The sequence below is a fragment of the Kyrpidia tusciae DSM 2912 genome (assembly GCF_000092905.1).
Classification (GTDB): Bacteria; Bacillota; Bacilli; order Kyrpidiales; family Kyrpidiaceae; genus Kyrpidia; species Kyrpidia tusciae.
Genome location: NC_014098.1, coordinates 900,198 through 925,330 on the forward strand (window position 1 = coordinate 900,198; position 25,133 = coordinate 925,330).

Genomic DNA, 25,133 nt, shown 5'->3' on the forward strand with positions numbered 1-25,133 from the left:
AAGCTGCAAGGAGATTGTGCCACGCAACCCAAATATTCAGCACGGTGTTGCTCCGGTCTTCCGCGATGGGAGGCGGAGTTTCGCGGCTATGGGATCCGCTTCCCCTTCTTGTCGCTTGGAGTGCATCTGTCCTGCGACAGACAAAATTTTATTGCAATGCATGGGGTTATAGTGTTAAATTTCGGTTGACCGTAAATGGAGGGAAATTCGGGTGTCTACGGGATGCTCGCCTTTACTTCGCTCTAAGAGGGCGGGGTGTCCAGACGGGGCGTGTATTGTCGGGGCTTCCGGGAATCCGATGCACCGAGAGCTCGCTCGGGTGCATGGCGCGTTCGCCGGGATGGATGGGCCGGCTTTGTCTGTCTGATGTTCGATGAGGGGGTGGCGAGGATGGCGGTTTTGGTCGCGGAGTTGGAGGAGCTGGCGGCGGCGGTTAAAGACGATGTGGTGGGGTGGCGGCGGTATCTGCACGCCCATCCGGAATTGTCGTTCCAGGAAGAGAACACGGCGCAGTTTGTCTATGATACGCTGCGGTCGTTCGGCGGATTCGAGTTGAGCCGGCCGACGAAAACCAGTGTCGTGGCGCGGCTGATCGGGGCTGCGCCCGGGCCGGTGGTGGCGGTGCGGGCGGACATGGACGCCCTGCCGATCCAGGAGGAGAACGATCTGCCCTTTGCCTCGACCAATCCCGGGGTGATGCACGCCTGCGGGCACGACGGACATACGGCGATGCTCCTCGGGGCGGCCCGAATCCTCTCCGCCCTTCGGCCTCGATTGCGGGGCGAGGTGCGGTTCCTGTTTCAACACGCCGAGGAGCTGTTTCCCGGCGGCGCCCAGGAGCTGGTGGTCCTCGGGATCGTGGACGGGGTGCGGGCGGTGATCGGGGCCCACCTGTGGATTCCGTTGGAAGTTGGCAAAATCGGGGTCAAGGCCGGGGAGTTGATGGCTTCGCCGGATCGGTTTCGCATCGTGATCCGGGGGCGGGGCGGGCACGCGGCCCAGCCGCACATGACGGTGGACAGCATCGCCGTCGGTGCCCAGGTGGTCACGAACCTCCAGCACATCGTGTCGCGCTACGTCGATCCTTTGGATCGACTGGTGGTGTCGGTGACGCGGTTTATGGCCGGCACAGCGGACAACGTGATTCCTGAATCGGCGGAACTGTGGGGTACGGTGCGGTGCTTTAACCCGGAGTTGCGCCGGCAGGCGCCCGGGTGGATCGAGCGGGTGGTCAAAGGCGTCACCGAAGCCCACGGGGCGAGCTATGACATGGAATATACCCACGGATACCGGCCGGTGATCAACGATCCGGCGGTCACGGCGCTGCTGCGCGAGGGGCTGGAGGAAGTCTTCGGGGCCGAGGCGGTGGTCGACGCCGTTCCCACCATGGGGGGAGAAGATTTTTCAGCGTATCAATCCCGGGCGGCGGGGAGTTTCTTCTTCATCGGCGCCGGCAATCCGGACAAAGGGATCACCTTCCCCCACCACCACCCGCGGTTTACCGTGGACGAAGACGCCCTGCCCCTCGGGGTCAAGGCGCTGGTGGCCGGGGTGATGAAACTTCTGGCCGAGGGAAAATCTCTGTGACCATTCGCATCGGCTTGCGGTGGGAGCCCGCGGGATGCGGGTGAAGGTATGGGAGTCATGGGCGGAAGACACGGCTATGGTGTGCTCGGTCACCGAGGCCAGCGCAAGCAAACGGGAGGTCGGCATTGAGGCGCGGCCGCGACCCGTACGGTGGTCATGAGCAGGTTCACATCCCTGGCGGTCAGTTTGTCTCCGTACAGGCAAATGTCGATATCCGAGGATCTGCGGTAATCGCCTCGGGCTCGGGAACCGTAGACGGAGGCGCGTTCGACGCGTTCATTGCCGCTGAGGACGGCGACGATATCCTGCAACAAACGGTTGTCGATGCCGAAGCGGTCCATGAACATCCGCACCCTCCTCGTATGATAGTAGTAGAAGGTCTTCTTCGTTGAATTTCCAGTAGGTCCGGAACTGCTGGAGCAGCGCTGGAGAACTTCCAGAGCCGGCTCTTTTATCCATCCCTATGAGACAGCTGCTCATAGGGGTGGAGGTGGTGGGCTTCCCCATCCACATCTGTTGGTGTAGGTCGGTTGTCGGCGTGTCTTGGTCTGGCCATGTTTGTGGATCATCTGGATGGGGAAGTTCCCATCGCCGTTGGTTATTGAATCCATCGCGTTTGGTCTTGGAGTTGCACAACCGTCACTCCGTTTCTTTGTCATGCCTTTGTTCCTTGATAATTCCATATCTCTCCACCTCCAGTCGGGGGAAGCCCCAACGTGTTTGGTCGGTGGAGATTTCGACAGCCCGGCCTGCCTGTGGGACAATGGGATCAGCAAGTCTTTCTCGGGAGATTTCTTCCCCTCCTTGCGGACCGTTTGGTACTGCTGTGGAAAGCCTGCTACCCAGGATCCACCACCCATGCTCTAACCACTGGTTGCACCTCCATCCCGGATGGGGTGTAGTGGCCCGCAATTGACATCCGGATGGATGAGTGCTGATGACGAGGCTGAGGTCGGTGGTTCCCACGGGCACCCAGGTCCGGGACTGGCTTGACTCTTCCCCGAACGGAGGTGAATCCGTTGCCGAAACTGCATGTTGGGATCGACGTGAGCTTGAAGGCCCACCATATTCAATTTATGGATGAGGCCGGTCAGAACTTGGCCTCGTTTCAGATCTCCAATGACCCACAGGGAGCCGACACTCTCATTCACAAGGTCTTGGAGATCACAGAGACCAAGCACATGGATAGCGTCGTTGTCGGCATGGAGGCGACAGCCAACCTCGGCTGGCATCTGGCCCATTACCTCAAACAACAACTCGAGGACCATGCACCACACCTCGACGCTCAGATTCACGTCTTAAACGCGCGGAGAGTGGCTCGTTTCAAGAAGGCGTATGACCACCTTCCCAAAAACGACCGCATCGATGCCTGGGTGATTGCGGACCACCTGCGGTTTGGCCGTCTCCCACAAGCCATGACAGACACGATCCGATACGAAGCGCTTCAACGTCTCACCCGGACTCGGTTTCATGTGATGCAGACCATGTCTCGGGACAAGACCTTCTTCCTGAACCAGCTGTTTCTTAAGTTCAGTGGTCTGCGTCAAGACAACCCGTTCTCCGATACTTTCGGTGCCACGTCGCTCGCCGTCATTCAGGAGCTGGAGCCTGAACAAATCGCTGCGATGCCCCTTGAGGATCTTGTGGCGCTCTTGGTCGACAAAAGCAGAAACAAGTTTGACGACCCAAAGCAGATCGCACAGGAACTCCAAAAGGTTGCACGCAGGTCCTTTCGACTGGACAAGGTGATGCAGGATCCCGTCAATCTGTCGCTGTCCGTTACCCTCAGCGTGATCCAGCACATGGACGCTGAGGTGAAGAAACTCGACCGAGCGATTGCCAGGCTGATGAAAGCGATCCCAAATACCCTCGAGTCGGTCAAGGGCATCGGCCCTGTATACGCAGCCGGAATCATAGCCGAAGTCGGCGACATTCGACGTTTCAAGAACCACAACGCCTTAGCCAAGTACGCCGGACTGGTCTGGAATCAGTACCAATCCGGGGAGTACGAAGCCGATGAAACATCCCGAATGCGTACTGGGAACAAGTACCTGCGCTATTATCTGATTCAAGCTGCGGACCAGGTTCGCCGCCATGATTCCGAGTACGCCGAGTTTTACCGCAAGAAGCACGACGAAGCGCTGAAGCACCAACATAAAAGAGCCCTCGTCCTGACTGCAAGAAAACTGGTACGCTTGGTGTTCACACTACTGAGCACCAATCAGCTGTACACACCCCCGGAGAGGAGGAGATAACCACTACCTCCAGACGGACGGATTTTCCAGTTTTGCACCCATGAACATCGCTCGAAAATTCGGCGAACATCATGGGTTTGTTTAAGGTCGCCCTTTAACCTTCGCATTTGTAACTATTTCCCACATCCATTCCCAATTTTCTTCGACCACCCCCTTGACATTTCACCACTGGGCTTTCCGAGAGTGGCCGTGGACCGGAGGCCGGTCCGGGGCGACCCGGCGGTTGTCTTCCTTTTACCTGATGTTGGTGAGGATTGTCAACCGGGGGAACGTTGGTGGACATCATTTGTGGGATTCGCCATAATAAACATACACGCAAAGGGGAATCGGATCATCCCACGGGAGCCCGTGGGTCTCGAATGAGGGCGGCTGCACGGCTGGAAAATCGGCGAAGCTTGGGAAAGGGGGCGCGAAGGAATGGCAATTCCTAAGAAACTCCCGAAATTTCTTTGGCCGTTGTTTCATAACTACGTATTCCTCGACGTCTTTGCCGCGCAAGTAGGCCTCCAAACACCGCCCGCTCCGGAAAAGCGAAATTCGGCAACAACCTTTCTTCAACTGTCCTCCTGCCAAGAACGAGCACCGCGTCCTTCTTTCTCCGATCGGGAGCATTTCTTCAATGGTGTTGTCTGCGCGTTTCCATTGTCATCCGTCTGTCTCGATCGTTTTGATGAGTTCTCGGGATGAATAACTTTTCACCGGCTCCACCACCCCGCATACCATCGAGACCATTATAATACGTGTGTCCATACGTGTACAGAGATCCAGATGGGGTTCAGTGCTGACGCATGAACCGGTGTAGAAAAAATTCGGAGGCAGCTGAGGCGGCCCCGGACTCTGAATCCCTTCTGCCTGTAGGGTGTCCCTGTAAAGGAGAATCGCCCTGAATGACGGGAAAATCTATTTCTGTTGATTATTGGATCCCCAGAGGTTACAGCTCCCCTCCCCCACAGAACGATGTTGCAAGATATTCCTGTTAAAACGCCATCGTCAGCCGCGGAGGACCTTGGCAACGCGCCAGCAGCCAGTCCCGATCCATCCACCCCTGCGTCCAGCTTTCGTACAGAAACTTCAACGTCCCGCTAAAGCCCAGTTCCCGCACTTTCTTCATCAGCCCTTCGGTATGCAAGGCCATGACGTTCACCAGATGGCCGAGGTGCATCAGCACGTGCCAGTTTCGCATCGCCGTCCAGTCGGTGGAGTACAGGTGCTCATACTCGTATCCCCGGTGCTTCTCCGTCAGGATCTGTTCCTCAATGTCCCATCGGTGGCGTGCCGCACGATTGCAGCGGTTCACCACATTTTGTGCCGTCAGCGGCTGCCCGGACACCCACGCCCAATGCGCCTCCTGCTGCTTCCCCCCCTCTTCCCAAAACTCTGTACATCCCACGACATGCACCTTAAGCCGACGGCGCGCCCCGGAAGCCTCCCTGAAATCATAGTCGATCTGATTGATCCACCAAAAGATTTGCTCGCGATTGCCCCACCGGTGTCTCCGCTCGTTGGGTTCGATCTTTCTCAAGCCTTTGACCTCTTCCCACACACTGGGCAAACAGCTTTGGGGCAGGACAAACATAAAGTCCAGATGCAGATCCCGACACAGCGCCATCATCGGCCCGTTGGGGTACAGCCCATCGGCCACCACCAAGATCCGCAATTTGGGAAACATCTTGCGCAGGCGGGTCAGCAGCCGTTTGCAGGCCTTCAGTTCACTGTCTTGCTTCTCGAACTCCTGCTGCTCAGCCGCATTCTCGCAAAACTCCGTGAGAAACGGGAGGACCACCCCTTGAGGGCTGACAAGGCTAGCCTCCAGGGCATAGGCCATGGACGAGACCTCGTTCTCCCCGTGCCGACGATGCAAAGCCTCCGAGGCCCAGGGCTGCCCCCGACTCGCCTTTTGGGTCCCGTCTATGGCGATCACGTATTGCTTCTCGACCAACAGCGCCTTCAGTCGTCCCGACCGCAGAAGGCGCTTCACCGTCGCCGTCATCACCTCCTCGAGCTCCCCCGGATTGATCCGTTCCAAGATCCGCTGCACCGTGTCCATATGCGGGATGGTTTCCACCTCCGGAAAGATCTCCCGAAAGTGTTCCCAAAACGTTGGACGCGTCAGTTCCCGATTGGCTCTTCTGCGGGAGGCATACTGAAAGATAAACATGAACAGCCCAAACGTCAGAAGCACAGTCAGTTTGTGCCGAATGCTCCCTGGACGTCGGGGGTCGGCAATCCGCGAAAACTTCTCCATCAAGCCCGGCAACAACGCTCGCCAAACCGGCAACTGGGCTTCCACGGCCGTTTGCCGGTCCGCTCGCTCCTCCTCGCTGTTTCGATACGAGCTTTTCCGATTCGGAAGGGTCCAGGGGTGAATCGACTCGGGATTCCGAAGCGTCATCTCGATTCCCCCCACTCGTCTTCCACAAGCTGTGGAAAGGGTTCGACCAACCGCTTCCGCCAGTCCCGCACCAGCGGATAGACCCAGATCGATTTCACGGACGTTCCATACTCGAAGAATCGATCCTGTCTTCCTCGTCCCGCCGTCTTCCCGATCTCGATCCAGTTGGCCGCTCGGTAGCAAGTCCCTGGATATTGGGGTTCGATAAACGTCTCCAAAAGAACCGGTTCAAACCCATAGCGCGCCTTCCAATCCGCTCGAATCCGCCGGGCCGCCAACGCAAGCGCATGACTGGCCAGATGGGGAATCTGTACACCCGGCAGAATCAGAAACCGATTGTTGTTCACGATTCGTGGGCGATACCGCCTGCGCTGCTCCGCCGTCCATCCGATCCACTGATCCCGTGCAGCCAGGGCCTTCGCCGCAGCCCCAAACAACATCGCCCCCACAATGACCGGTCCGTTTGGCCCCTGTGCCCGGATCCAGTACTGGATGCGGGCCCCGATCCCACGAAGGTACCCCAACGGGTGATACGCCGCCATGGTCGCGTTCCAGTCTGCCCGTTCTTCCGGACGGACCGGCTCCACGATGACCGGAAGGACATCCCGCAGGCACGCCTGAAGCTGGGTTTGTACCACCCCCCCTCTTCGTTCCCGGCACCCTCGGGGACCCTGGGCTCGCAAGGGCGGAAGAGTAATCACTCCTTTTTGCTCGAGTTTTAGAAGCAGCTTGTGGCAGGCTTCGACTTTCAGCCGGCCATTCGGGGACTTCCACGGCAGATTCTCACACAAGGTCGCCGCGATTTCCTCTCGACTCAAGCGGGAAAACCGCTGGACCGTGTTTCGAATCAATTCCAGGTCCGCCTCGCGAAACTCTCGGTCGCCAATCCAAAAGGGTACGTCCATCTGAGACTCACCTCTCGACATCATCTCCAAGGTTATCATCTCAGATGGGCTCAGAACTGTCCAGTCGTATTTGCAATCAAATTTTCTTGAGACGCGCTCTGAAGTCAAGCGTCCCAAGGGCTTCCCGGTTCATGCGTCAGCACTGGATGGGGTTCTTCTGCATCCTTACCTTATTATGGGGGTTAAATTTTAAGGACGGCCGCCCGGACATCAGGGTGGCCTGAACCAGTTTCGCATATCGACGATCAAACCGATTTGTTATCCATATCTCGCTCTTGGCCGTAATCTGGTCCAGTGGTTTCATCAGTTTATCGACTGTACGGAACGGTCCGCTTATCCCGCCGAGTAACCCGTCGGGGATGGCGAGGAGGTCAAAGTAAATGGCAGTCTATCCAGTCGCGGCTTCCTTCACCCGTTAAGACCCTAAGATGCAACACGTTGTCTGAGAGCATGAAGTGACATATGCTTCTATGTAGGTAGGTGTAGAAGCATGGAGAAGCTGCTGACTCCTGAGCAGGTGGCTGAGCACTTGGTGGTGGCTGAACGTACAGTCTACGAATGGCTCCGGACCGGGCGCCTGCGAGGGATCAAACTCGGGCGCCTGTGGCGTGTGCGTGAGAAGGACTTGGAGGCTTTCCTCCAGGGCGAGGAAGGGAAACCTTTGTGTTCCGAGGATCCGGCGGCTGTACGCCGTGGGCTGGAGGGCGTGAAGGGTAGCCTCGTGGTGCCTTGGGAGAAGCTGCGCAAGGAACGTGAGGAAACGGAAGAGGACGGCGCATGGCTGGAATCGGACCTGGGTGGGGAAGTTCCACCTTATGACTGGGGACCGGAAGGCCCGCCGAAGGGAAAGCCGGTGCGGTACGTGCCGGGCATAGGTCCTGTGGTAGAGGGCGGGAAGCATGACCGGTGACCGCCTCGAGCCAGGAGACATGCTCCTGGTTCACCTGCCTGGGCACGTCCCGCCGGGACACGAGCAGGAGGGGGTTCGCCTGGCTGTCGTGCTTGGCGTGCCGCCGGAGCCCGTCCGCTTTGGCGTGGTCCTCGTCGCACCGGCGACGACGCGCGCCGGGCAGTGGGCCAGGAGGAATCCCCTGCTTTACCCGCGGTTGCCGGCCGGCGCCGGCGGACTTCGTCGGCCATCGACCATCCTCTTGGACCAGGTGCGAGCACTCGACCTACAGCGGACGGTGGAGTACCTGGGTACGCTGGCCCCGACGGAACTGGAGATGATCCGCAGGGGACTGCGCGCGTTGCTGAATCTGTGAGGCGTGAATGGGTTCTTTCTCAACCTCGGCCCCCCCGTGATCCCATCCACGGCACCCGCTTTCTCGGACGACCCGCTCCGACTCTGAACAAGTACCTTGGCCGGGCACCTGCCGAACCAGGTTGGTTTACGCCTCGTTGGTTTACGCCTCCAGCTCACTGGTTGGTTTTCGGTCGACTTCAGGCCGGTCGCAGGAGCGGCTCCGCACCCGGCCAAGCCGTTGCCGCCTTGGCCACCTGATGCCGTCCCTTTTCCACAATCCGCGATCAATACCACTGTATAAGTCCTGCTGCATCACCAACCCGCACTCGCACCCGTGTACTCTCCGATTGAGCGCTTTCTTCTTCCGCCGGCCGTAGTGACACCGCTCGGATAAGGCCGGCGCGATATTTTCAAGCCAGCGGGACTTTTGTAAGAGACCTATGGCGAGAATCGACTTCCCGGTTTGACTGGATATTCGCTTTATACCACCTATACGGAAAATTTATACGACTTTTTCGCTTGACGCCGTCCGACGAGTCTGATAACATGTGAATGTGGTTATTCAAGAGATAGGAAATCATGAATGACTACATTTACACGAGCCGTGGAGGAGGGGTGCGGATGTATTTGACGGCCGAGGAACAGGCCATGCTGGACGGCGAGTTCGGCGAGGGGGCGGCCCTGGCCATGCGGGTTTTGGTGGGGATTGGCGAGGCTTTTGACGCCCCGCGAATGGTGCCCATCCGCCGAGCCCATGTGGCGCTCAGCAACCAGGAGGCGGACCTGTGGTTTGTCGAGCGCATGGTCGGGCTGGGGGCGCGATGCCGGGTGGCGCCAACGGTAAATCCGGGCTTTGACCTGGAATATTTCAACCGGGCCGCCGCCCTGGAAGCAGGGGATGTGGAGCAGATGGAGCGGACGTACCGGGCGTATCGGGCCATCGGGGCGGTGTTGAATTTTAGCTGCACCCCCTACCTGTTGGACAACATCCCGCGTCAGGGAGAGGTGGTCGCCTTTTCCGAGTCCAGCGCCACTCCTTATGTGAATGCCGTCTACGGGGCCCGGAGCAACCGGGAGTCGGCCCAGAGCGCGCTGTGCGCCGCGGTGGCCGGCCGGGTACCGGAGTACGGGCTACTTCTGGCCGAAAACCGCCGGGGGCAGATCGTGGTGGACGTCAAGGCCGAGTTGTCGAGTGATTTTGACTACCAACTGTTGGGATACGCTGTGCCGAAAAAGATCGGCCACCGGATCCCGGTATTCGTGGGTATCCCCGATACGGCCTCCCCGGAGGCACTCATGAACCTGTGTGCCGAGCTGAACACCGCCGGGGCCGTGCCCATGTTTCACATTGTCGGCCTCACCCCCGAGGCACCGACTTTGGAAGCGGCCCTGGGCGGTCGGGAGCCCGTGGACACCGTGACCGTCACAGACCGGGACTTGCTGGAGGTTCGGGAACAGATCTCCCAAGCTCCGGGTCAGGTGGATTTCGTTCTTCTCGGCTGTCCCCACCTCAGCCTGCGCCAGCTGCAGACCATCGCCGAGCTGGTGCGGGGGAAGAAGCTGCGGGTGGAGCTGTGGATCAACACCTCGGCGTATACCCGGGAGGTGGCGGCCCGGATGGGCCTGGTGGACGTCATCGAGAGGGCGGGGGGGCACGTGCTTCAGGACACCTGCGTGGACCAGCCGATCTGGAAGCACCTGGAGGGGAAAACCGGAGCCACGGAATCGCCCAAATGCGCGTATTACACGAAGCGCAGGCAGATGAACTTTGTGATCCGGAGCCTGGAGGCCTGTGTTCAGGCGGCGGTCGAGGGGGTGATCGCATGACGGCACCCCAAGCTGCGGAGACCTTTGCGTGTCACAAAATCTCCGGGGGCGCGGCGTCCGGCGAAGTTCTGTTCTCCCAGGATGATATCTGTTTTTATCTGTGCGACCCGGAGACGGGCCAGGTCATCGAGGATGGCCACTGTCTTCACGGCGTCAGCGTCTCGGGGAAGATTTTGGTTTTCCCCAGCGGGAAAGGGAGCTCCGTCGTCCAGACCGACGGGCTTTACCAGTTGGCCATGCGGGGGAATGCCCCGAAAGCGGTGGTGGTCCAGCACCCGGACACCGTCCTCGTGGCGACCTGCATCATTCTCGACGTGCCCATGGTCGATCGGGTGGAGGCCGCTTTTTATGAACAGGTCAAGACCGGCGATACCGTTCAGGTGGACGCGTCGAGCGGAGTGATCCAACTCATCGGGAGAGCGTAGGATGAAAGAATTGCAGAATCTTAAAAGCTTGGAGGATTTCCTGCAACGCCTCGGTGCCGCAGCGGGCGAATCCGAGACCAATCGGAATTTGGCGGACTATTTTGCGACCCATTATCTTGAAATTCCTTTTATGACCGCCGGGGAGGTGGCGGCGGAAGCCAAGGTCAGTCAGGCCAGTGTCTCCCGTTTCTGTATGTCCCTGGGGTTTCACGGATACAGCGATTTGCTCCGGAAGTTGCAGAAATTGGTCCGGGAGGACATTACGGCGCCCAAGCGCCTGCGATACGCCACCCGGGGGAACCGGGACGACTACGAAGAGATCCTTGCCAATGAACAGCTCAATATCGCCGGACTGAGGGAAGTCGCGGAGCAGGAGGCCTTCCGGAGGCTGGCGGACAAATTGGCCACGGCGCCGCGGGTGGTGCTTTTATCCGCCCGGATGTCGGCGACGCTCCTCCCCTATATGACCTATGTGCTCAATAAAATGCGGGATGGAGTCGAGGAGGTTCTTCCCCACACGCCGGCCTGGAACAGTTTGCCCTTGAGGGATCCGGCGGGCACGCAGATCGTGACCATCGCCTTTCCGCGATATCCGAACATTCTCCTTTCCCATGTGGAGCGCTTGCACGATGCCGGGTTTTCCATCGCGGCCGTCACCGATCGCGTCGTCTCCCCCGTTACCCAATTTGCCGATCCGGTGATCACGGTGCCGGTGACCACCTCGTCGATTTTTGATGTCTACGGGGCGCCCATCGTGCTGCTCAACTTGCTTCTTCTGGAGACGGCGAAGCGGATCCCCGGGATTGAAGAGCGGCTGAACCGGGTGGAAACGTTGGAGCAGGGAGAACACATTTATTGGAATTTTTGATTGGAGACTTATGGGAAATGAGGGCTGGGTGTGGGAACATCGGCGGCGGGTTTTGACGTACAGGGTGTCAATTCCGAGCGGATTGCCCAGAGGTTGGAGGAGTTGGCCCGGTTCGGCCGGTCCGAGGCCAGTGGCGGCGGGTGGTTTCGGGGCTTTGGCACCGAGGCGGAGCTTCGGGCCAGGGAGTGGCTGAGGGATCTCTGGCACAAGGTACTGGGTCTCGAGGTGCGGATGGACACCGCGGCGAATCTGTGGGGGACGATGCCGGGGCGGGAGGCCCTGCCCGCCCTGGTGCTCGGTTCGCACCACGACACCGTGCCAAATGGCGGACAGTTTGACGGCGCCCTGGGTTTGGTCCTGGCCACGGAGGTGGTTCAGCGGCTGGTGGAGGAGGGATATCGGCTGCGCCATCCGGTCCAGGTGGTTTCGTTTACCGCCGAGGAGCCCAACCCCTTTCAAGTGTCCACCCTGGGGAGCCGGGCGGCGGCGGGGGTTCTCCGGGTGGAGGATGTGCGGAAGGCGGTTCACATCCGTACGGGGGTGAGCCTTCGGGATGCCCTCCAAGCGGCCGGGGGCGATCTCGACCGGCTGGATCGGGCGCGCCTGGATCCGGCCGGGGTGTCGGCCTACCTAGAGTGCCACATTGAGCAGGGCAAGCGGCTGTGGAGCCGGGGAATGCCCTTGGGGGTGGTCACGGCCATCACGGGGATTTATCGGGAAGAGGTGGTGGTGGAGGGGGAGGCGAACCATGCGGGGACGACGCTGATGGCGGATCGGCGGGATGCCCTTTGTGCCGCGGCGGAGCTCGTTCTCGGTTTCGAGGAAGCGGTGGTCCGGGGAGGAGGCGAGGAAATCGTCGGCACCATCGGGCAGTTGGAGGTGAGACCGAACGCTCCGAATATCGTCCCGGGGTGCGTCTCCTTGATCCTGGAGGTGCGCAGCCCCGATCGGGAGGGGACGGCGAAGGTGCTGAGGGCTTTTGACGAGTGTGTCCGGCGGGTGGAGGCAGGGCGGAGGGTTCAGGTTCGGCGGGTGCGTCTTTTGGATCAGGAGGCGTCCTGGATGGACCCGGCGGTAATCGGGGCCTTGGAACGGGCGGCGGCCGAGCTCGGGGAGCCGTACATGCTGCTTTCCAGTATGGCCGGGCACGATGCCACCCATATGGCCAGAATCACCCGGGCGGGGATGTTGTTCGTGCCGAGTGTGGGGGGAAAAAGCCACTGTCCCGAGGAGGAGAGCCGAATGGAAGACATCGCAAAAGCGGGGGACGCCCTGCTCAGGGCTCTCCTGATCCTGGATGAGGAGTTGGACGCCCGGTGAGACGTCTGTATTGTCCGATGATGGTGTACACCAGGGGGAGATTCTGGACTGAAGCGGCGGTTCTCGTGGAAAATGGGGTGATTCAGGAGGTGGCGCCGAGGATTGAACTGGAGCCCTGGGTGGACGCCCGGGAGAGGGTGGATTGGTCGGATCTTCTCCTCGTGCCCGGGACGGTGAACGCTCACAATCATTCGTTCCAAAGTTTGCTCCGGGGGATTGCAGTGGATGTTCCCTTCTTGCAGTGGCGGGACGAGGCCCTTTATCGCTTCTCGCCTCATTTGGACCCCGAGGCGATCTATTACGGTGCCCTGCTGGCTTTTGGAGAGATGATGCGCTACGGGGTCACCACGGTGTGTGATTTTTTCTACGTCCACCAGGATGGGCTGGAGTGCGACGAAGCGGTCATCCGGGCGGCTGGGGATCTCGGGATTCGGCTGGTGCTGGCCCGGACCCTTTACGACTGGCCGGGCGCTCCGGCGGGTTACCGGGAGCCGGTGGACCGGGCGGTGGCCCGAACGCGTCATTTGGCGGCAAAATATCAGGGCAATCCCTTGGTGCGGGTCATCCCGGCCCCTCACAGTCTGCACGGGGCCTCTCCGGAGATGGTGGTGGCCGGCCACCGGCTGGCCGAGGAGTTGGAGTGCCGATTTCACATCCACGTCAGCGAAGAGCCTTTTGAGGTGGAGCAGGTCCAGGCAGAGCACGGTCTGAGGCCGGTGGAGTTGCTCGATCGACTGGGGGTATTGGACGACAAACTGGTGGCCATTCACGCGGTGTGGCTCGATGACGGGGAGATCGCCAGGATGGGGGAGAAGGGGGCGCACCTGGTGTACTGTCCCTCCAGCAACATGTTTCTGGCGGACGGGGTGACGAAGATCCCCCAACTCGTGAAGGCCGGCGTTTCGGTGGCCCTGGGGACGGACGGGGCGTGCAGCAACAACCGTACCAGCGTTTTCGAAGAGATGCGAATGACGGCATTATTACAGAAGGTGTCCACCCTTGACGCCGCGGCGGTGTCGGCCAAGCAGGCTTTTTCCATGGGGACGGAGGTGGGGGGCGAGGTTCTTGAACTGCCTGTGGGAAGGATTGAGCCGGGCTATGCCGCTGATTTTGTCGGAATCGACCCCGGGGACTGGTCGATGCAGCCTTTCCATGCGGGCACCGACGTGGTGGCCCAAATCGTGTACGCGATGCAGCCCCAAGCGATTCGCCGGGTGGTCATCGCCGGGGAGGAGCGCGTCCGGGACGGCTCGATCGCCGGACTTTCCAGGGAAGATGTTGTCATGAATGTTTCCGCGGTGATGGATAGATTACACCGTTTGGCCAGCAAGAAGACAAATACGTAATGAATATTGACGTACAGTAGACATACAAGTAGCATGGATGATGAGGAGGAGGAAAGCTGATGCAAAAAAATCGACTCATCCGCGGCGCGGGCATCGTCGGGGCCCTGGCCTTGGCAACCGGGATCCTGGGCTGTGGGCAAAGCACATCGAGCCCGGCGAACGGGTCGGGGGAAGCGGGCGGTCAGGCTGTGGGGACTGTTTCCATCGCGCTGTCCACGTGGACGGGCTTTGCGCCATTGTACGTGGCAGAAGAAAAAGGTTTTTTTGACAAAGAGGGCGTTCATGTCAACCTCGTGAAAATGGAAAGTGTGGCCGACCGGCGAAGCGCGTTGGCGGCCAACCGAATTCAGGGATTCACGACGACGATTGACAGCCACGTGGTGACGGCGGCCAGTGGCGTACCCGTGGTGCAAGTGCTGGCGGTGGATGACTCCTACGGCGGGGACGGTGTGGTGGCCAAAAAGGAGATTCAATCTCTGGCCGACCTCAAAGGAAAGACTGTGGCGGTACAAACGGACGGGGGCGCCAGTTACTTTTGGTTTCTCTATCTGTTGAAGCAAAATCATATCGATAAGAATGAGATCAAGTTTGAGAGCATGACGGCGGGGGACGCCGGGGCAGCCTTTGTGGCCAAAAAGGTGGATGCGGCGGTGACCTGGGAACCCTGGTTGTCCAGGGCTGAAAAGACGGACTTTGGCCACGTGCTCATCAAGAGCGACAAGACTCCCGGGGTGATCACCGACACCTTGGGATTCCGCAAGGATTTTGTCGATGCCCATCCGGATGCGGTGAAAAAAGTCGTTCGGGCGTGGTTTGACGCACTGGATTACATCCATAAGAACCCCGACGACGCTTACGCGATCATGGCCAAAAATCTCGGCCAGAGCCTTGACGATTTTAAAAGCAGTGTGCACGAGGTGCGCTGGTACGACCAGGCGTTGAATAAACAGTATTTTGGGAACCCCGTCACCGATGGGCAGCTTTACAAGTTGACGGAAATGGCGGCGGATTTTTGGGTGGAACAGGGGATCATCAAGCAAAAGCCAAACATTGCTGAACTCGTCGACGGAAAGTTCGTCGAATGATCGGTGACACAGAGATGCGGTGAGGAGCGGGGATGATGGAGCCGTTAAATTCAGTCAAACGAACCGCCGAGACAACGGGATTCGACGATTCCCCTCAAGATCGCGAGTTGACAGACCGGGGGTCGATGGACCGGGGGTTCATCCCCAGAGGCAACGGGCGCCGGAAACCTTCGATCTTCAAACCCTTTCAGCCGATCTCTCCAACGTGGTATTTGGCCCTGGCCCTGTGCGGCTTTATCGGCTTCCTGGGGATTTGGTCGCTGGTGACCTACACCGGCAGCGTCGATAAACTGTTTCTTCCCACGCCGACGGATATTTTGCAAAATGGGATCCGGATGTTCGCGGAGTTTAACTTTTTAAACGATATTTTCGCGACGGTGTGGAGGGTTTTGCTCGGATTCGCCCTGGCTGCGGTGGTTGCGGTGCCGCTCGGGATTCTCATGGGCGTGTATCGTCCGATTGAGGCGATCCTGGAGCCCCTGGTATCGTTTGCTCGGTATATGCCGGCCTCGGCTTTCATCCCCCTTCTGATTCTGTGGGTGGGGATCGGGGACGCCGAAAAGGTGTCGGTGATTTTCCTCGGGAGCCTTTTCTCATTGATTCTCATGGTGGCCGTCCATGTCCACCACGTTCGGCGGGAGCTGACCGAAGCGGCTTATACCCTGGGGGCAAAGGACGGGTTTGTCGTGCGCCACGTGGTGATTCCCGCCGCTTTTCCGGAAATCTATGATACCCTGCGGCTGGTGTTGGGGTGGGCCTGGACCTATGTGATCGTCGCGGAACTGGTGGCGGCCAAAAGCGGTATCGGCTATGTGATTCTTCAGTCCCAGCGCATGCTGCAGACTGCGGATATTATTTTTGGCATTGTCGTGATCGGGTTTATCGGTCTGCTGTCAGATCTCCTCATGAAAGGGCTCGGCTCCGCACTGTTTCGATGGCGGGAATAGGGGGGAAAATCGTGGAACCGTACATCCAAATCTCCCGGGTATCGAAGTATTTTGTAAAGAGGCGCCAAGCTCTTTGGGCCATCAAGGATATTTCATTAGATATTGCGTCCGGGGAGTTGATCACCATCCTGGGGCCGTCGGGCTGCGGAAAATCCACTCTGTTGCGGATCGTAGCCGGGCTGGAAACCGCGGATGAGGGGGTCGTGCACGTGGCCGGGGAGCGGGTGGATGGCCCGGGGGCCGACCGGGGCATGGTTCACCAGTCGTACACGCTGTTTCCCTGGCTGACCGTCCGCCAGAACATTGAGTTCGGGCTCAAGGTTCGGGGGGTCCCCGCCGAATCCCGGCGAGAGATTTCTTCGCAGTATTTGCAGAGAGTCGGTCTGGAAGGATTTGCCGATCATTACCCAAAGGAACTTTCCGGCGGGATGAAGCAGCGGGTGGCCATTGCCCGGGCCTTTGCGAACGATCCCCGGGTACTGTTGCTGGATGAGCCCTTTGGGGCTTTGGATGCGCAGACGAAAACAGTCATGCAAGAGCATTTGTTAGAAATTTGGGAGAGGAGCGGGAAAACGGTCGTGTTTGTCACCCACGACATTGAGGAGGCGGTGTTCATGGCGGACCGGGTGGTGGTCATGACCCGTCGGCCGGGGACGATTCGGGAAATCGTCAAGGTGGACATCCCCCGTCCCCGGGACTATCACGTGCGTTTCTCCCGGCCTCTTATCGAGTTAAAAGAGTATCTCACTCAGGCCATTCGCGAAGAGAGTGGATGGACGGCACAAGTTGGCGTATCGGGAGGGGGTAGCCGTGGCACAGCCTCTCGTGTGGATGCTCGATGACGAATGGGATGACCACTCCCAGGAGGAGAGGTATTTTTCCCAGATCGGATGGCGGTTTCTCGTCTCGACCAGCCGCACGCTGAAGGAGGATTATCGGCTGGAAGGACGGCAGGCCGACGCTTTAATCCAACAAGTCGGGTTTCGACTCCCGACCTCGCTGTTTGAGGGGATGCCGAATCTAAAAATTGTGTGCGTCCCGGGGGTGGGGTATGATCACGTCCACGTCGAGTCGGCCACCAGGCGGGGTATCTGGGTGTCGAACATACCGGATTATTGCACCGATGAAGTGGCGGATCACACCGTGGCGGCGCTGATGTATTTTCATCGGGATTTACGGGGGATGGATGAGGACGTTCGCAAGGGGATCTGGGACCCGCTCCGGTATGTGAAAAACCGGAGAACGGCGGAAACGATGGTTGGCCTGGTGGGATTCGGCCGCATCGGCCGGAGGGTGGCGGCGAAGCTGGCTGCCCTGGGATTTCGGGTGGCGGCCTTTGATCGCACGGTGGGGGACGGGATGTTCCGGGAGATGGGGGTTACCCGGCTGCCCATTGAAATGTTGATGGAAAAATGCGACTACGTCAGTTTGCATCTGCCTGCGACGCCAGAGACGGAGGGCATGCTGGATGCTGAGCTATTGGGCAAAATGCCCTCCCACGGGGTGTTGATTAATACGTCCCGGGGGTCGGTGGTGGATGAGGCGGCCTTGGTGGCGCTCTTGGTGAGGGGAAAGATTCGCGGGGCGGCCTTGGACGTGTTTCAGGTGGAGCCCCTTCCGGCCGATCACGTCCTGCGAAGGCTGCCCAACGTTTTGCTCTCGCCCCACGCCGCGTATGTGACCAGGGAGTCCATTGACGAGTTGAAACAGAAAGTGTGCCGGGAAGTGACATTGGCCGTGGAGGGGCACAAGCCTGTGTACGCGTTGAATCGACCGCAGGGGTCTCACCGAGCCTAGATTGCACCGGAACGTAAACCATTTGTTGGGAGGAGTCGACATGTCGGAAGGGCCCATTCGCGCACCCCGGGGAAATCAACTGCACTGCAAGGGGTGGATTCAAGAAGCCGCCATGAGGATGTTGATGAACAATCTCGATCCCGAGGTGGCGGAGAAACCGGAGGAATTGATCGTGTACGGCGGGACGGGCAAGGCGGCCCGAAACTGGGAGGCCTATCGGGCGATCGTGCGGTCCCTGCAGGAGTTGGAGAATGATGAAACGCTTTTGGTGCAATCCGGCAAGCCCGTGGGGATTTTCAAGACCCACCCCGAGGCTCCCCGGGTGTTGATTTCGAACGCCATGCTGGTTCCGGCCTGGGCGAATTGGGACGTTTTCAGAGACTTGGAACGAAAGGGTCTCACCATGTTCGGACAAATGACGGCGGGCTCCTGGATTTATATCGGGTCCCAAGGAATTCTGCAGGGGACATACGAGACCTTTGCCCAAGCGGCGAGGCGGCACGCCTCGGGGTCGCTGAAGGGCAAATGGGTGTTGACCGCCGGGCTCGGCGGCATGGGCGGGGCTCAGCCTTTGGCCGTGACGATGAACGGCGGGGCGGCGCTGATCGTGGAGGTGGACCCCGCCCGCATCGACCGGCGGATTCAAAGCGGGTATTGCGATCTGCGGGCCGATTCCCTGGACGAGGCGCTGGGCTTGGTGCGGGGGGCTGTGGAGGAGGGACGTCCGCTGTCCGTCGGACTTTTGGGGAATGCGGCGGAGGTGTATCCGGAGATCGTCCGACGGGGAGTTGTTCCAGATTTTGTAACAGATCAAACGTCCGCCCACGACCCTTTAAACGGTTACATCCCCGCCGGCCTATCTCTGCCGGAAGCCGGGGCGTTGCGGAAGGCGGACCCCGGGGAGTACGTCCGGCGGGCGAAGGAGAGTATCGCCCGGCACGTGCAGGCCATGCTGGACCTTCAGGCCCGGGGTTCGGTGGTATTCGACTATGGGAATAACATTCGCCAGGTGGCCTTTGAGGCGGGGGTGCGGGAGGCGTTTTCGTTCCCGGGCTTTGTGCCGGCCTACATCCGGCCGATGTTCTGCGAGGGGAAGGGGCCCTTCCGGTGGGCGGCGCTGTCCGGGGATCCGGCGGATATTCGGCGCACGGACGAGCTGGTGTTGGAGCTGTTTCCGGAGAACCGGTCTCTGGCACGGTGGATTGAAATGGCCCGGGAAAAGGTGCAGTTCCAGGGGCTTCCGGCGAGGATTTGTTGGCTGGGATACGGCGAGCGGGCGAAGTTCGGCCTGGCGCTGAACGAGTTGGTCCGCCGGGGGGAGATCTCCGCACCCATCGTCATTGGACGGGATCATTTGGATTGCGGGTCGGTGGCGTCCCCGAACCGGGAAACGGAAGGGATGAAAGATGGGAGCGACGCCGTGGCCGATTGGCCGATTTTGAATGCGCTTGTCAACACGTCGGCCGGGGCGGGCTGGGTGTCGGTCCACCACGGAGGCGGTGTGGGGATCGGGTATTCGATTCACGCCGGGATGGTCGTGGTGGCAGACGGTTCTGAGGAGGCGGAGGGTCGATTGCGCCGGGTGTTGACCACCGATCCCGGGATGGGGATTATTCGCCACGTGGATGCGGGCTATGACGAGGCGTGGGAGACGGCCCAGAGGCACGGGGTGCGCATCCCGATGGCGGAATTCGCGGAATGAGGGCGGGGAACAGGCGGACGCGGGGCTCGGGGCTGCGTGGCTTTGCGTGGCCGAGAATGGAACCTGGAGGTGGTGGGGATGGAGGAGGCGCTGGATCTTCTGGTGACGGGGATCGGGAGGTTGGTGACGGCCGAGGGCACGTTTCCCAAGGGCGGCAAAGGGATGGGGATGCTGAAGAGCATTCCCAAAGCCGCCATCGCCGCGAGGGCGAGGCGCGTGGTGGCCGCCGGCCCCGAGGAGGAGGTTTTGGCCGCCGCGGGTGACCGGCCGGTGGGGAGGTGGTTGGATGCGGCCGGGCGATTGGTGACGCCAGGGTTGATCGATGCCCACACTCACCTGGTGCATGCGGGGTCCCGGGAGCACGAGCTGTCGCTGAAGTTGCAAGGGGTGTCTTATCTGGAGATCCTGGCTGCCGGCGGGGGGATCCAGCGCACGGTGTCGGACACGCGGAGGGCCGCCGAGGACGATCTGTACGAGAAGGCACGGCGGACACTGGATGTGATGATGACGATGGGGACGACCACGGTGGAGGCGAAAAGCGGGTACGGGTTGGAGTGGGAGACGGAACGGAAGCAGCTCCGGGTGGCTCGGGAGTTGAATCGGCACCACCCGATGGACGTCGTCTCCACGTTTTTGGGCGCTCACGCGGTGCCGGGGGAGTATCGGGATCGGCCGGACGATTATGTGGCCCAGGTGGCCGAGGAAATGGTGCCGGCGGTGGCGAGGGAGCATCTGGCGGAGTTCTGTGATGTGTTCTGCGAGGAGGGGGTGTTTTCGGTCCGGCAGTCCCGGGTGATTCTTGAAGCGGGGCGGCGCTGGGGCCTGCGTCCGAAGGTGCACGCCGATGAGATGGCGGACACGGGGGGTGCGGAGCTGGCGGCGGAGGTGGGGGCGATCTCGGCGGATCATCTGCTCCACGCCTCGGAGGACGGGTTGCGGGCCCTGGCAGAGGGAGGCGTGGTGGCGGTGCTGTTGCCGGGGACGGCGTTTTTCCTTGGGGAGACGCCCGCTCCGGCGCGGAAAATGATCGATGAGTTCGCGCTGCCCGTGGCATTGGCGACGGATTACAATCCCGGCAGCAGCCCGACGGAGTCGCTGCAGTTGATCATGGCCATGGCGGCGGCGACGATGCGCATGACGCCCGAGGAGATTGTGACGGCGGTGACTCTCAACGCGGCCTGCGCCCTTGGCCGGGGCGGGGAGACGGGGACATTGGAGCCCGGAAAATGGGCGGATTTTGTATTGTGGGAGGCGGAGAATCCGGCGTATCTCGTCTATCGTTTTGGGGTGAATCACACCCACGCCGTGGTGAAAAAGGGGCATGTGGTGGCTGTGAACAAAAAAGTCGTTGGATCGTGCTAGGTATCTTGGCCCAAGTTACGCAAAGTAATTGGCGGATTATTGTCTGAGGGAGGAAGGCCATGAACGAACTATAGTGGTCCCAGGAAACTGAACAAGCGACAGGGGGCTGTTTAAGCTACACTATGGGCATGCGAAAACATTACTCGGCTTCATTCAAAGCGCAGGTCGTTCTGGAACTTCTCAGGGAAGAGAAGACGGTTGCACAATTGGCCTCGGAGTACGCCAGCCCCAGGGAGGCGAGGGAGTCAATCAGAACATTCATTCACCATTACAATCATGAGCGGCCACACCAATCGTTGGGGTACCACACACCTGCCGAGATTTATCTGAAAGGGATGAGGCCAGAAGACCCTATACGTCCTCAAGTCTCTACCGAACATACATATTGTGGAAAGGAGAGTGCTTAAAGACTAGGCGAAGCCGCTTCGCTCCTCCCCTCTGGCCTTTGGCCATTCACCCCTCCCGCTCCTCCAACAACGAGGGACTGGGTCGGTGGAGAGGCGAGGATATAGCTTAGCAACGCCGGAAATTTTGTCTTGACAACTGGGACCACCGTAGCTTTTGCCCCTGCATGGCTTGCCCATTCCCTCCCGCAAACTGGCTGCAGTCCCTGGATACGCCTTCTCAAGCTGCGCGGCCAATCGCGGTTGGGTCACCAGCGACTCTTTCTCGGTCTCCTGACGCCAAGTCCCCCGCAGTTGCCTCTTGACCCAATCTCTCGGTTTCTCCGGCAGGCGCTCCAGAATATTGCGCTCCTTGTGCGTCAGTTTCATGTGTCTTTTTCACAAGGTAGCGCCGGCGACTTGTCGCCAGTGGCTCATGAAGACCACCTGCCACCACCGAGTCCCCAACTCGTACCACCACCACACCGCCCCATCCCACAGCTCTCTCTCCACATTCAAGCCTCCCCCTTTCGTTGAACAACAGTTAATGCGGCACCAGGAACACCACCAATAATCCTGGAACCAAACCTACAATTAAAGCTACCGGGGTTAGTATTAGGGAAATTAAAAAATACTTCTTGCCGCCTTTCTTACAAGCTTTGAAATAGATCCCTGCGACTAAAGCGGCAATTCTATCACGCAGAATAGCCCGTTTTGCTTCATAAGGCGATAGACTTTTGTACCGTTCCAAGAAACGGGCCGCCCTGGTCGTTTAGAATATGTCCCGCAGGTTGATGTCCAGCCCTTCAAAGATGCTCACCGTGACCGTTTCGTCCTTGTTGTGTACTGTCGGGAACACGTTGGTATCAGTCAGTCGATAGACTTCTACAATCTGGTGGTGTGGGTCGACAATCCAATATTCACGTACTCCTGCAGCCTTGTAGGCCCGGAGCTTGACCGTCTTGTCCTTGTATGCTGTAGCAGGTGACAGAACTTCCACGACCATATCCGGAACGCCCACACATCCATGCGGACGCAGTTTCGATGGATCACACACGACTGTGATGTCTGGTTGCACATAATTTCCCGATTTGTTACCATCCAGGTAAACATCAAAGGGTGCAGTAAAACATTCACACGTTTTTCCTTTTAGATATCCGCTTATGTCACGAAACAGTCTGCCCACAATCCTTTGGTGTTCTGTGGAAGGCGACGGGGTCATGTCGTAAATCACACCGTCGATACGTTCCCATCGTTCCAACTGTTTGGGGTCAAGCTGGACTTCCATCCGCGATCCCACCTTCTAACATCACTCGGAGTCTCCGAGTTCAAACTCCACTCCTGCTTCTCTTATCAGCCGATACAGGTGTCATCGACGCCCACGATAAATTCAGTCCGTTTCTCGACGCTAAACGCCGTTCTATCGTCCGGCAAGGAGTCAATCATCCGGTGAAGCTGTTATCCAGGCGTTTTCTCTCCTCGTTGATATCCATTATATATAAAAAAGTGTGTCTCTGTCAGCCGGCTTGCCGATTGCCCGTTCCACCTCTTGAATGAGTTGCCGGACGATGTCTCTCGCGCTCGCGTCCCGGCTCTGTGCGGAACCCTGGCCGGCCCACAGAGAAATGAATTCGGGATCGGCTTGTCGTGCGGCCCAGTTGCGAATGGGGCGGGTGAGGGCATTCTGAATGGGATACGGGGGTATCGGGCCATCATATTGTTCCATCCACGAGATAAAGGTGTTTCTGAGGCCTCGGGCGGGTTTTCCGGAAAAACTGTCCGTGATGACAGTCTCGGTGTCGCGGCTGTGGAGCAGGGCTTTCTTGTAGGCCGGGTGTGCGCCGCTCTCCCGACTGGCGAGAAAGGCGGTGCCCATTTGAACGGCGGAGGCCCCGAGGGTGAGGCAAGCGGCGATCCCTCTGCCGTCCATGATCCCTCCGGAGGCGATGACCGGAATGCGGACTCTGTCCACAATTTGGGGAACCAGGGTGATGGTGCCGATAAGGGAGGAGGGGTGGGCTCCGAGAAAGGTCCCGCGGTGGCCGCCCGCTTCGCAACCCTGGGCCACGACGGCATCCACACCCGCCTCCTGGAGGTATACGGCTTCCACCACGCTGGTGGCCGTGCCGATCACTCGGATTCCGCGGGATTTCAACTCTTTGATTTGCTCTTGGGTCGGGCAGCCGAAAGTGAAGCTAAAGACAGGAATTTGCTCATCTAAAATCACTTCCAACTGTTGGGCAAACGTATCCCCGGGGGCATTTTCCATGGGAATGCTGTCAATCTCCCTCCCCACCTCCTCGGGTAACGCCTCGAGGGATTTTAAATGATGGATCATGGCCTTGACGACTTCCCTCTCCACTTGGATGTTCTGGTCTGGAATAAACAAGTTTACTCCAAATGTCTGATCGGTGAGCTGACGGATCCGGCGAATGGCGGCCCGGATGGAGTCGGGCGACATATATCCGGCTCCGAGAAAACCGAGTCCGCCTTCATTGGACACCGCGGCGACGAGTTCCGGCGTCGTGGGCCCGCCTGCCATGGGGGCCTGGATAATGGGATATCGAACGCTTAACATGCGTGTGACGGCAGTGTCATTCCACATGGGCTTCGCTCCTTTGAATGAGGATCTATCTCACATTGTAACGCATATCGGGTGTAAAGCCCTCCTGTATAACATCTCCCCTCGCCCACCCGGGATGAAGTATGTTATGGTGGTCTTGGAAGGCTGTTATCCACATGGCGGCCTACTCACATTCGCGAGGTGAGGGCCATGGCGAGCGGCGGTGTGTGGAGACGGGGGATGACGGCGGTGGCGGGCGTGGTGTCGGCGGCGCTGGTGCTTTCAGCCTGCGGGGCGGCGGCACCATCCGCGCCGGGTCAGCGGGGCGGGGCGTCGGTGCCGGAAGGGACCGGGGACACGGCGTCCGCCTCGGATGGGCAGAAGGGGGCAACCGCGACGAATCCCAACGATTCGAACGGTTCGCAGGTGAAAGAGCTGGCGGTCCGGCACGTGGCGGAGGGGGACTATCCCGCGGCGGAGATGGGCGATTGGGTGCGGGCCAATCGTGAGCGGCCCTTCTGGGGATTTTTTACCTTTGGCGGGACCAGGTACCTGATGGTCAGCCGGGGCCCAAGCCCGAATCCGGGCCATAAAGTCGAGGTGCAAGAAATCAAACAGTTGCCAAGCGGGCACCTTCAGGTTAGGGCCGTCTTTCGTGATCCCGAGCCGGGCAACATGTACGCCCAGGTGATCAGTTATCCGGTGGATGTGGTGGAGACGCCGGCCTCGGCCACTGCGTATGAACTGATTTTTGAAGGGCCCAGGGCGCCGAAATCCCCGGGGTTTGTGGAGCCGAACATCATGGTGACGGCGCCCAAGCCCGAGCACACACTGACGGGAACATCGCTCCACCTCCAGGGCAAAGCCCGGGCCTTCGAGGGCCAGATTCACGTGTATTTGGAAGATGGTCACAATGTCCTCCTGGATCAAGTGTTGTCCGGGGCGGGCGCGCCGGAATGGATGACCATCGACAAAAATTTCGCCTATAAGGCCCCGACGAATCCGGCGGGGATGTTGATGGTTTACACGGTGAGCCCCCGGGACGGGTCGAAACAGGATGTGGTGATGGTGCCCGTGCGGTTCCAGCCGTGATGGATCCGGCCCGGGGTGTCATCCGGATCCG

24 protein-coding genes and 1 pseudogene are annotated in these 25,133 nt (G+C 59.6%); 18 read left to right on the forward strand and 7 right to left on the reverse strand.

Annotated features, from left to right (window positions below; translation table 11 throughout):
- Positions 1 to 390: 390 nt before the first annotated feature.
- Positions 391 to 1,587: a M20 family metallopeptidase gene (locus BTUS_RS04580; protein ID WP_013074944.1), complete on the forward strand. Its 1,197-nt coding sequence runs from the start codon at positions 391 to 393 to the stop codon at positions 1,585 to 1,587.
- Between the two features lie 89 nt (positions 1,588 to 1,676).
- On the opposite strand, the gene BTUS_RS04585 is transcribed toward BTUS_RS04580, so the two are convergent.
- Positions 1,677 to 1,934 (reverse strand): nucleotidyltransferase domain-containing protein, encoded by a 258-nt coding sequence (locus tag BTUS_RS04585; RefSeq protein WP_013074945.1) that lies wholly within the window; start codon positions 1,932 to 1,934, stop codon positions 1,677 to 1,679.
- A gap of 672 nt (positions 1,935 to 2,606) precedes the next feature.
- Between BTUS_RS04585 and BTUS_RS04590 the strand changes: the two genes are divergently transcribed.
- Both BTUS_RS04590 and BTUS_RS17870 read left to right on the forward strand, forming a co-directional pair.
- Positions 2,607 to 3,842, forward strand: a complete 1,236-nt coding sequence (locus BTUS_RS04590) for an IS110 family RNA-guided transposase (protein WP_013074946.1) — start codon at positions 2,607 to 2,609, stop codon at positions 3,840 to 3,842.
- 417 nt (positions 3,843 to 4,259) lie between these two features.
- Entirely contained in the window at positions 4,260 to 4,529 is a 270-nt protein-coding gene (locus tag BTUS_RS17870; protein WP_123809227.1) for a hypothetical protein, read from the forward strand.
- A gap of 289 nt (positions 4,530 to 4,818) precedes the next feature.
- On the opposite strand, the gene BTUS_RS04600 is transcribed toward BTUS_RS17870, so the two are convergent.
- Entirely contained in the window at positions 4,819 to 6,234 is a 1,416-nt protein-coding gene (locus BTUS_RS04600) for a transposase family protein (RefSeq protein WP_013074942.1), read from the reverse strand.
- Complete coding sequence (locus BTUS_RS04605) at positions 6,231 to 7,139, reverse strand: Druantia anti-phage system protein DruA (RefSeq protein ID WP_013074948.1); 909 nt, start codon at positions 7,137 to 7,139, stop codon at positions 6,231 to 6,233. The genes BTUS_RS04600 and BTUS_RS04605 overlap by 4 nt, the downstream gene beginning before the upstream one ends.
- A gap of 490 nt (positions 7,140 to 7,629) precedes the next feature.
- Between BTUS_RS04605 and BTUS_RS17875 the strand changes: the two genes are divergently transcribed.
- The 14 genes from BTUS_RS17875 (at position 7,630) to BTUS_RS19210 (ending at position 21,471) form a co-directional block, all read left to right on the forward strand.
- The gene (locus BTUS_RS17875) at positions 7,630 to 8,049 is read left to right on the forward strand and encodes a helix-turn-helix domain-containing protein (protein ID WP_013074949.1); all 420 of its coding nucleotides are present in this window, start codon (positions 7,630 to 7,632) and stop codon (positions 8,047 to 8,049) included.
- The gene (locus BTUS_RS04615) at positions 8,039 to 8,404 is read left to right on the forward strand and encodes a type II toxin-antitoxin system PemK/MazF family toxin (RefSeq protein ID WP_013074950.1); all 366 of its coding nucleotides are present in this window, start codon (positions 8,039 to 8,041) and stop codon (positions 8,402 to 8,404) included. The genes BTUS_RS17875 and BTUS_RS04615 overlap by 11 nt, the downstream gene beginning before the upstream one ends.
- A gap of 560 nt (positions 8,405 to 8,964) precedes the next feature.
- A complete protein-coding gene (locus BTUS_RS04620; protein WP_245543369.1) occupies positions 8,965 to 10,212 on the forward strand; it encodes an aconitase X catalytic domain-containing protein in 1,248 nt (415 codons plus the stop codon).
- A complete protein-coding gene (locus BTUS_RS04625; protein WP_013074952.1) occupies positions 10,209 to 10,637 on the forward strand; it encodes an aconitase X swivel domain-containing protein in 429 nt (142 codons plus the stop codon). The genes BTUS_RS04620 and BTUS_RS04625 overlap by 4 nt, the downstream gene beginning before the upstream one ends.
- Before the next feature lies 1 nt (position 10,638).
- Positions 10,639 to 11,505: a MurR/RpiR family transcriptional regulator gene (locus BTUS_RS04630; protein WP_013074953.1), complete on the forward strand. Its 867-nt coding sequence runs from the start codon at positions 10,639 to 10,641 to the stop codon at positions 11,503 to 11,505.
- Between the two features lie 30 nt (positions 11,506 to 11,535).
- Positions 11,536 to 12,825, forward strand: a complete 1,290-nt coding sequence (locus BTUS_RS04635) for a Zn-dependent hydrolase (protein WP_013074954.1) — start codon at positions 11,536 to 11,538, stop codon at positions 12,823 to 12,825.
- A complete protein-coding gene (locus BTUS_RS04640; protein WP_013074955.1) occupies positions 12,822 to 14,171 on the forward strand; it encodes an amidohydrolase family protein in 1,350 nt (449 codons plus the stop codon). Before BTUS_RS04635 ends, BTUS_RS04640 begins: the two co-directional genes overlap by 4 nt.
- A gap of 59 nt (positions 14,172 to 14,230) precedes the next feature.
- On the forward strand, positions 14,231 to 15,256 hold the full coding sequence (locus BTUS_RS04645; protein ID WP_013074956.1) for an ABC transporter substrate-binding protein: 1,026 nt from the start codon (positions 14,231 to 14,233) through the stop codon (positions 15,254 to 15,256).
- Positions 15,257 to 15,288: 32 nt separating this feature from the next.
- A complete protein-coding gene (locus BTUS_RS04650) occupies positions 15,289 to 16,203 on the forward strand; it encodes an ABC transporter permease (protein ID WP_013074957.1) in 915 nt (304 codons plus the stop codon).
- Positions 16,204 to 16,214: 11 nt separating this feature from the next.
- Complete coding sequence (locus tag BTUS_RS04655; protein WP_013074958.1) at positions 16,215 to 17,045, forward strand: ABC transporter ATP-binding protein; 831 nt, start codon at positions 16,215 to 16,217, stop codon at positions 17,043 to 17,045.
- Positions 17,014 to 18,000 carry a C-terminal binding protein gene (locus BTUS_RS04660; RefSeq protein ID WP_013074959.1) on the forward strand — a complete coding sequence of 329 codons (987 nt, stop codon included), beginning with the start codon at positions 17,014 to 17,016 and terminating at the stop codon, positions 17,998 to 18,000. Before BTUS_RS04655 ends, BTUS_RS04660 begins: the two co-directional genes overlap by 32 nt.
- Positions 18,001 to 18,040: 40 nt before the next feature.
- On the forward strand, positions 18,041 to 19,702 hold the full coding sequence (gene hutU / locus BTUS_RS04665) for a urocanate hydratase (protein WP_013074960.1): 1,662 nt from the start codon (positions 18,041 to 18,043) through the stop codon (positions 19,700 to 19,702).
- 78 nt (positions 19,703 to 19,780) lie between these two features.
- Positions 19,781 to 21,064 (forward strand): imidazolonepropionase, encoded by a 1,284-nt coding sequence (hutI, locus tag BTUS_RS04670; RefSeq protein WP_013074961.1) that lies wholly within the window; start codon positions 19,781 to 19,783, stop codon positions 21,062 to 21,064.
- Between the two features lie 128 nt (positions 21,065 to 21,192).
- On the forward strand, positions 21,193 to 21,471 hold the full coding sequence (locus BTUS_RS19210; protein WP_407635227.1) for an integrase core domain-containing protein: 279 nt from the start codon (positions 21,193 to 21,195) through the stop codon (positions 21,469 to 21,471).
- 174 nt (positions 21,472 to 21,645) lie between these two features.
- Here BTUS_RS19210 and BTUS_RS19405 read toward each other — a convergent pair.
- From BTUS_RS19405 to BTUS_RS04685, 4 genes and pseudogenes are all read right to left on the reverse strand, one after another.
- A pseudogene (locus tag BTUS_RS19405) lies at positions 21,646 to 21,825 on the reverse strand (IS256 family transposase); the annotation flags it as partial.
- Between the two features lie 166 nt (positions 21,826 to 21,991).
- The gene (locus BTUS_RS17880; RefSeq protein WP_123809228.1) at positions 21,992 to 22,198 is read right to left on the reverse strand and encodes a hypothetical protein; all 207 of its coding nucleotides are present in this window, start codon (positions 22,196 to 22,198) and stop codon (positions 21,992 to 21,994) included.
- Between the two features lie 21 nt (positions 22,199 to 22,219).
- Positions 22,220 to 22,735, reverse strand: coding sequence for a Uma2 family endonuclease (locus BTUS_RS04680; protein ID WP_013074963.1), 516 nt, complete (start codon positions 22,733 to 22,735; stop codon positions 22,220 to 22,222).
- Positions 22,736 to 22,939: 204 nt separating this feature from the next.
- Positions 22,940 to 24,052, reverse strand: coding sequence for an NAD(P)H-dependent flavin oxidoreductase (locus tag BTUS_RS04685; protein ID WP_013074964.1), 1,113 nt, complete (start codon positions 24,050 to 24,052; stop codon positions 22,940 to 22,942).
- A 168-nt stretch (positions 24,053 to 24,220) separates the two neighbouring features.
- On the opposite strand from BTUS_RS04685, the gene BTUS_RS04690 reads away from it, so the two are divergent.
- Positions 24,221 to 25,102 (forward strand): Gmad2 immunoglobulin-like domain-containing protein, encoded by an 882-nt coding sequence (locus tag BTUS_RS04690; protein WP_041303733.1) that lies wholly within the window; start codon positions 24,221 to 24,223, stop codon positions 25,100 to 25,102.
- The last annotated feature ends 31 nt before the right edge of the window (positions 25,103 to 25,133 follow it).

What these genes read in the sequence shown, in the direction of transcription:
- BTUS_RS04580 (WP_013074944.1), top strand. Translation starts at nt 391, where the DNA reads ATGGCGGTTTTGGTCGCGGAGTTGGAGGAGCTGGCGGCGGCGGTTAAA.
- BTUS_RS04680 (WP_013074963.1), bottom strand. Translation starts at nt 22,735, where the DNA reads ATGGAAGTCCAGCTTGACCCCAAACAGTTGGAACGATGGGAACGTATC.
- BTUS_RS04615 (WP_013074950.1), top strand. Translation starts at nt 8,039, where the DNA reads ATGACCGGTGACCGCCTCGAGCCAGGAGACATGCTCCTGGTTCACCTG.
- BTUS_RS04620 (WP_245543369.1), top strand. Translation starts at nt 8,965, where the DNA reads ATGAATGACTACATTTACACGAGCCGTGGAGGAGGGGTGCGGATGTAT.
- BTUS_RS19210 (WP_407635227.1), top strand. Translation starts at nt 21,193, where the DNA reads ATGCGAAAACATTACTCGGCTTCATTCAAAGCGCAGGTCGTTCTGGAA.
- BTUS_RS04605 (WP_013074948.1), bottom strand. Translation starts at nt 7,139, where the DNA reads ATGGACGTACCCTTTTGGATTGGCGACCGAGAGTTTCGCGAGGCGGAC.
- BTUS_RS04630 (WP_013074953.1), top strand. Translation starts at nt 10,639, where the DNA reads ATGAAAGAATTGCAGAATCTTAAAAGCTTGGAGGATTTCCTGCAACGC.
- BTUS_RS04645 (WP_013074956.1), top strand. Translation starts at nt 14,231, where the DNA reads ATGCAAAAAAATCGACTCATCCGCGGCGCGGGCATCGTCGGGGCCCTG.
- BTUS_RS04585 (WP_013074945.1), bottom strand. Translation starts at nt 1,934, where the DNA reads ATGTTCATGGACCGCTTCGGCATCGACAACCGTTTGTTGCAGGATATC.
- hutU (WP_013074960.1), top strand. Translation starts at nt 18,041, where the DNA reads ATGTCGGAAGGGCCCATTCGCGCACCCCGGGGAAATCAACTGCACTGC.
- BTUS_RS17875 (WP_013074949.1), top strand. Translation starts at nt 7,630, where the DNA reads ATGGAGAAGCTGCTGACTCCTGAGCAGGTGGCTGAGCACTTGGTGGTG.
- BTUS_RS04650 (WP_013074957.1), top strand. Translation starts at nt 15,289, where the DNA reads ATGATGGAGCCGTTAAATTCAGTCAAACGAACCGCCGAGACAACGGGA.
- BTUS_RS04690 (WP_041303733.1), top strand. Translation starts at nt 24,221, where the DNA reads ATGGCGAGCGGCGGTGTGTGGAGACGGGGGATGACGGCGGTGGCGGGC.
- BTUS_RS04600 (WP_013074942.1), bottom strand. Translation starts at nt 6,234, where the DNA reads ATGACGCTTCGGAATCCCGAGTCGATTCACCCCTGGACCCTTCCGAAT.
- BTUS_RS04685 (WP_013074964.1), bottom strand. Translation starts at nt 24,052, where the DNA reads ATGTGGAATGACACTGCCGTCACACGCATGTTAAGCGTTCGATATCCC.
- BTUS_RS17870 (WP_123809227.1), top strand. Translation starts at nt 4,260, where the DNA reads ATGGCAATTCCTAAGAAACTCCCGAAATTTCTTTGGCCGTTGTTTCAT.
- hutI (WP_013074961.1), top strand. Translation starts at nt 19,781, where the DNA reads ATGGAGGAGGCGCTGGATCTTCTGGTGACGGGGATCGGGAGGTTGGTG.
- BTUS_RS04625 (WP_013074952.1), top strand. Translation starts at nt 10,209, where the DNA reads ATGACGGCACCCCAAGCTGCGGAGACCTTTGCGTGTCACAAAATCTCC.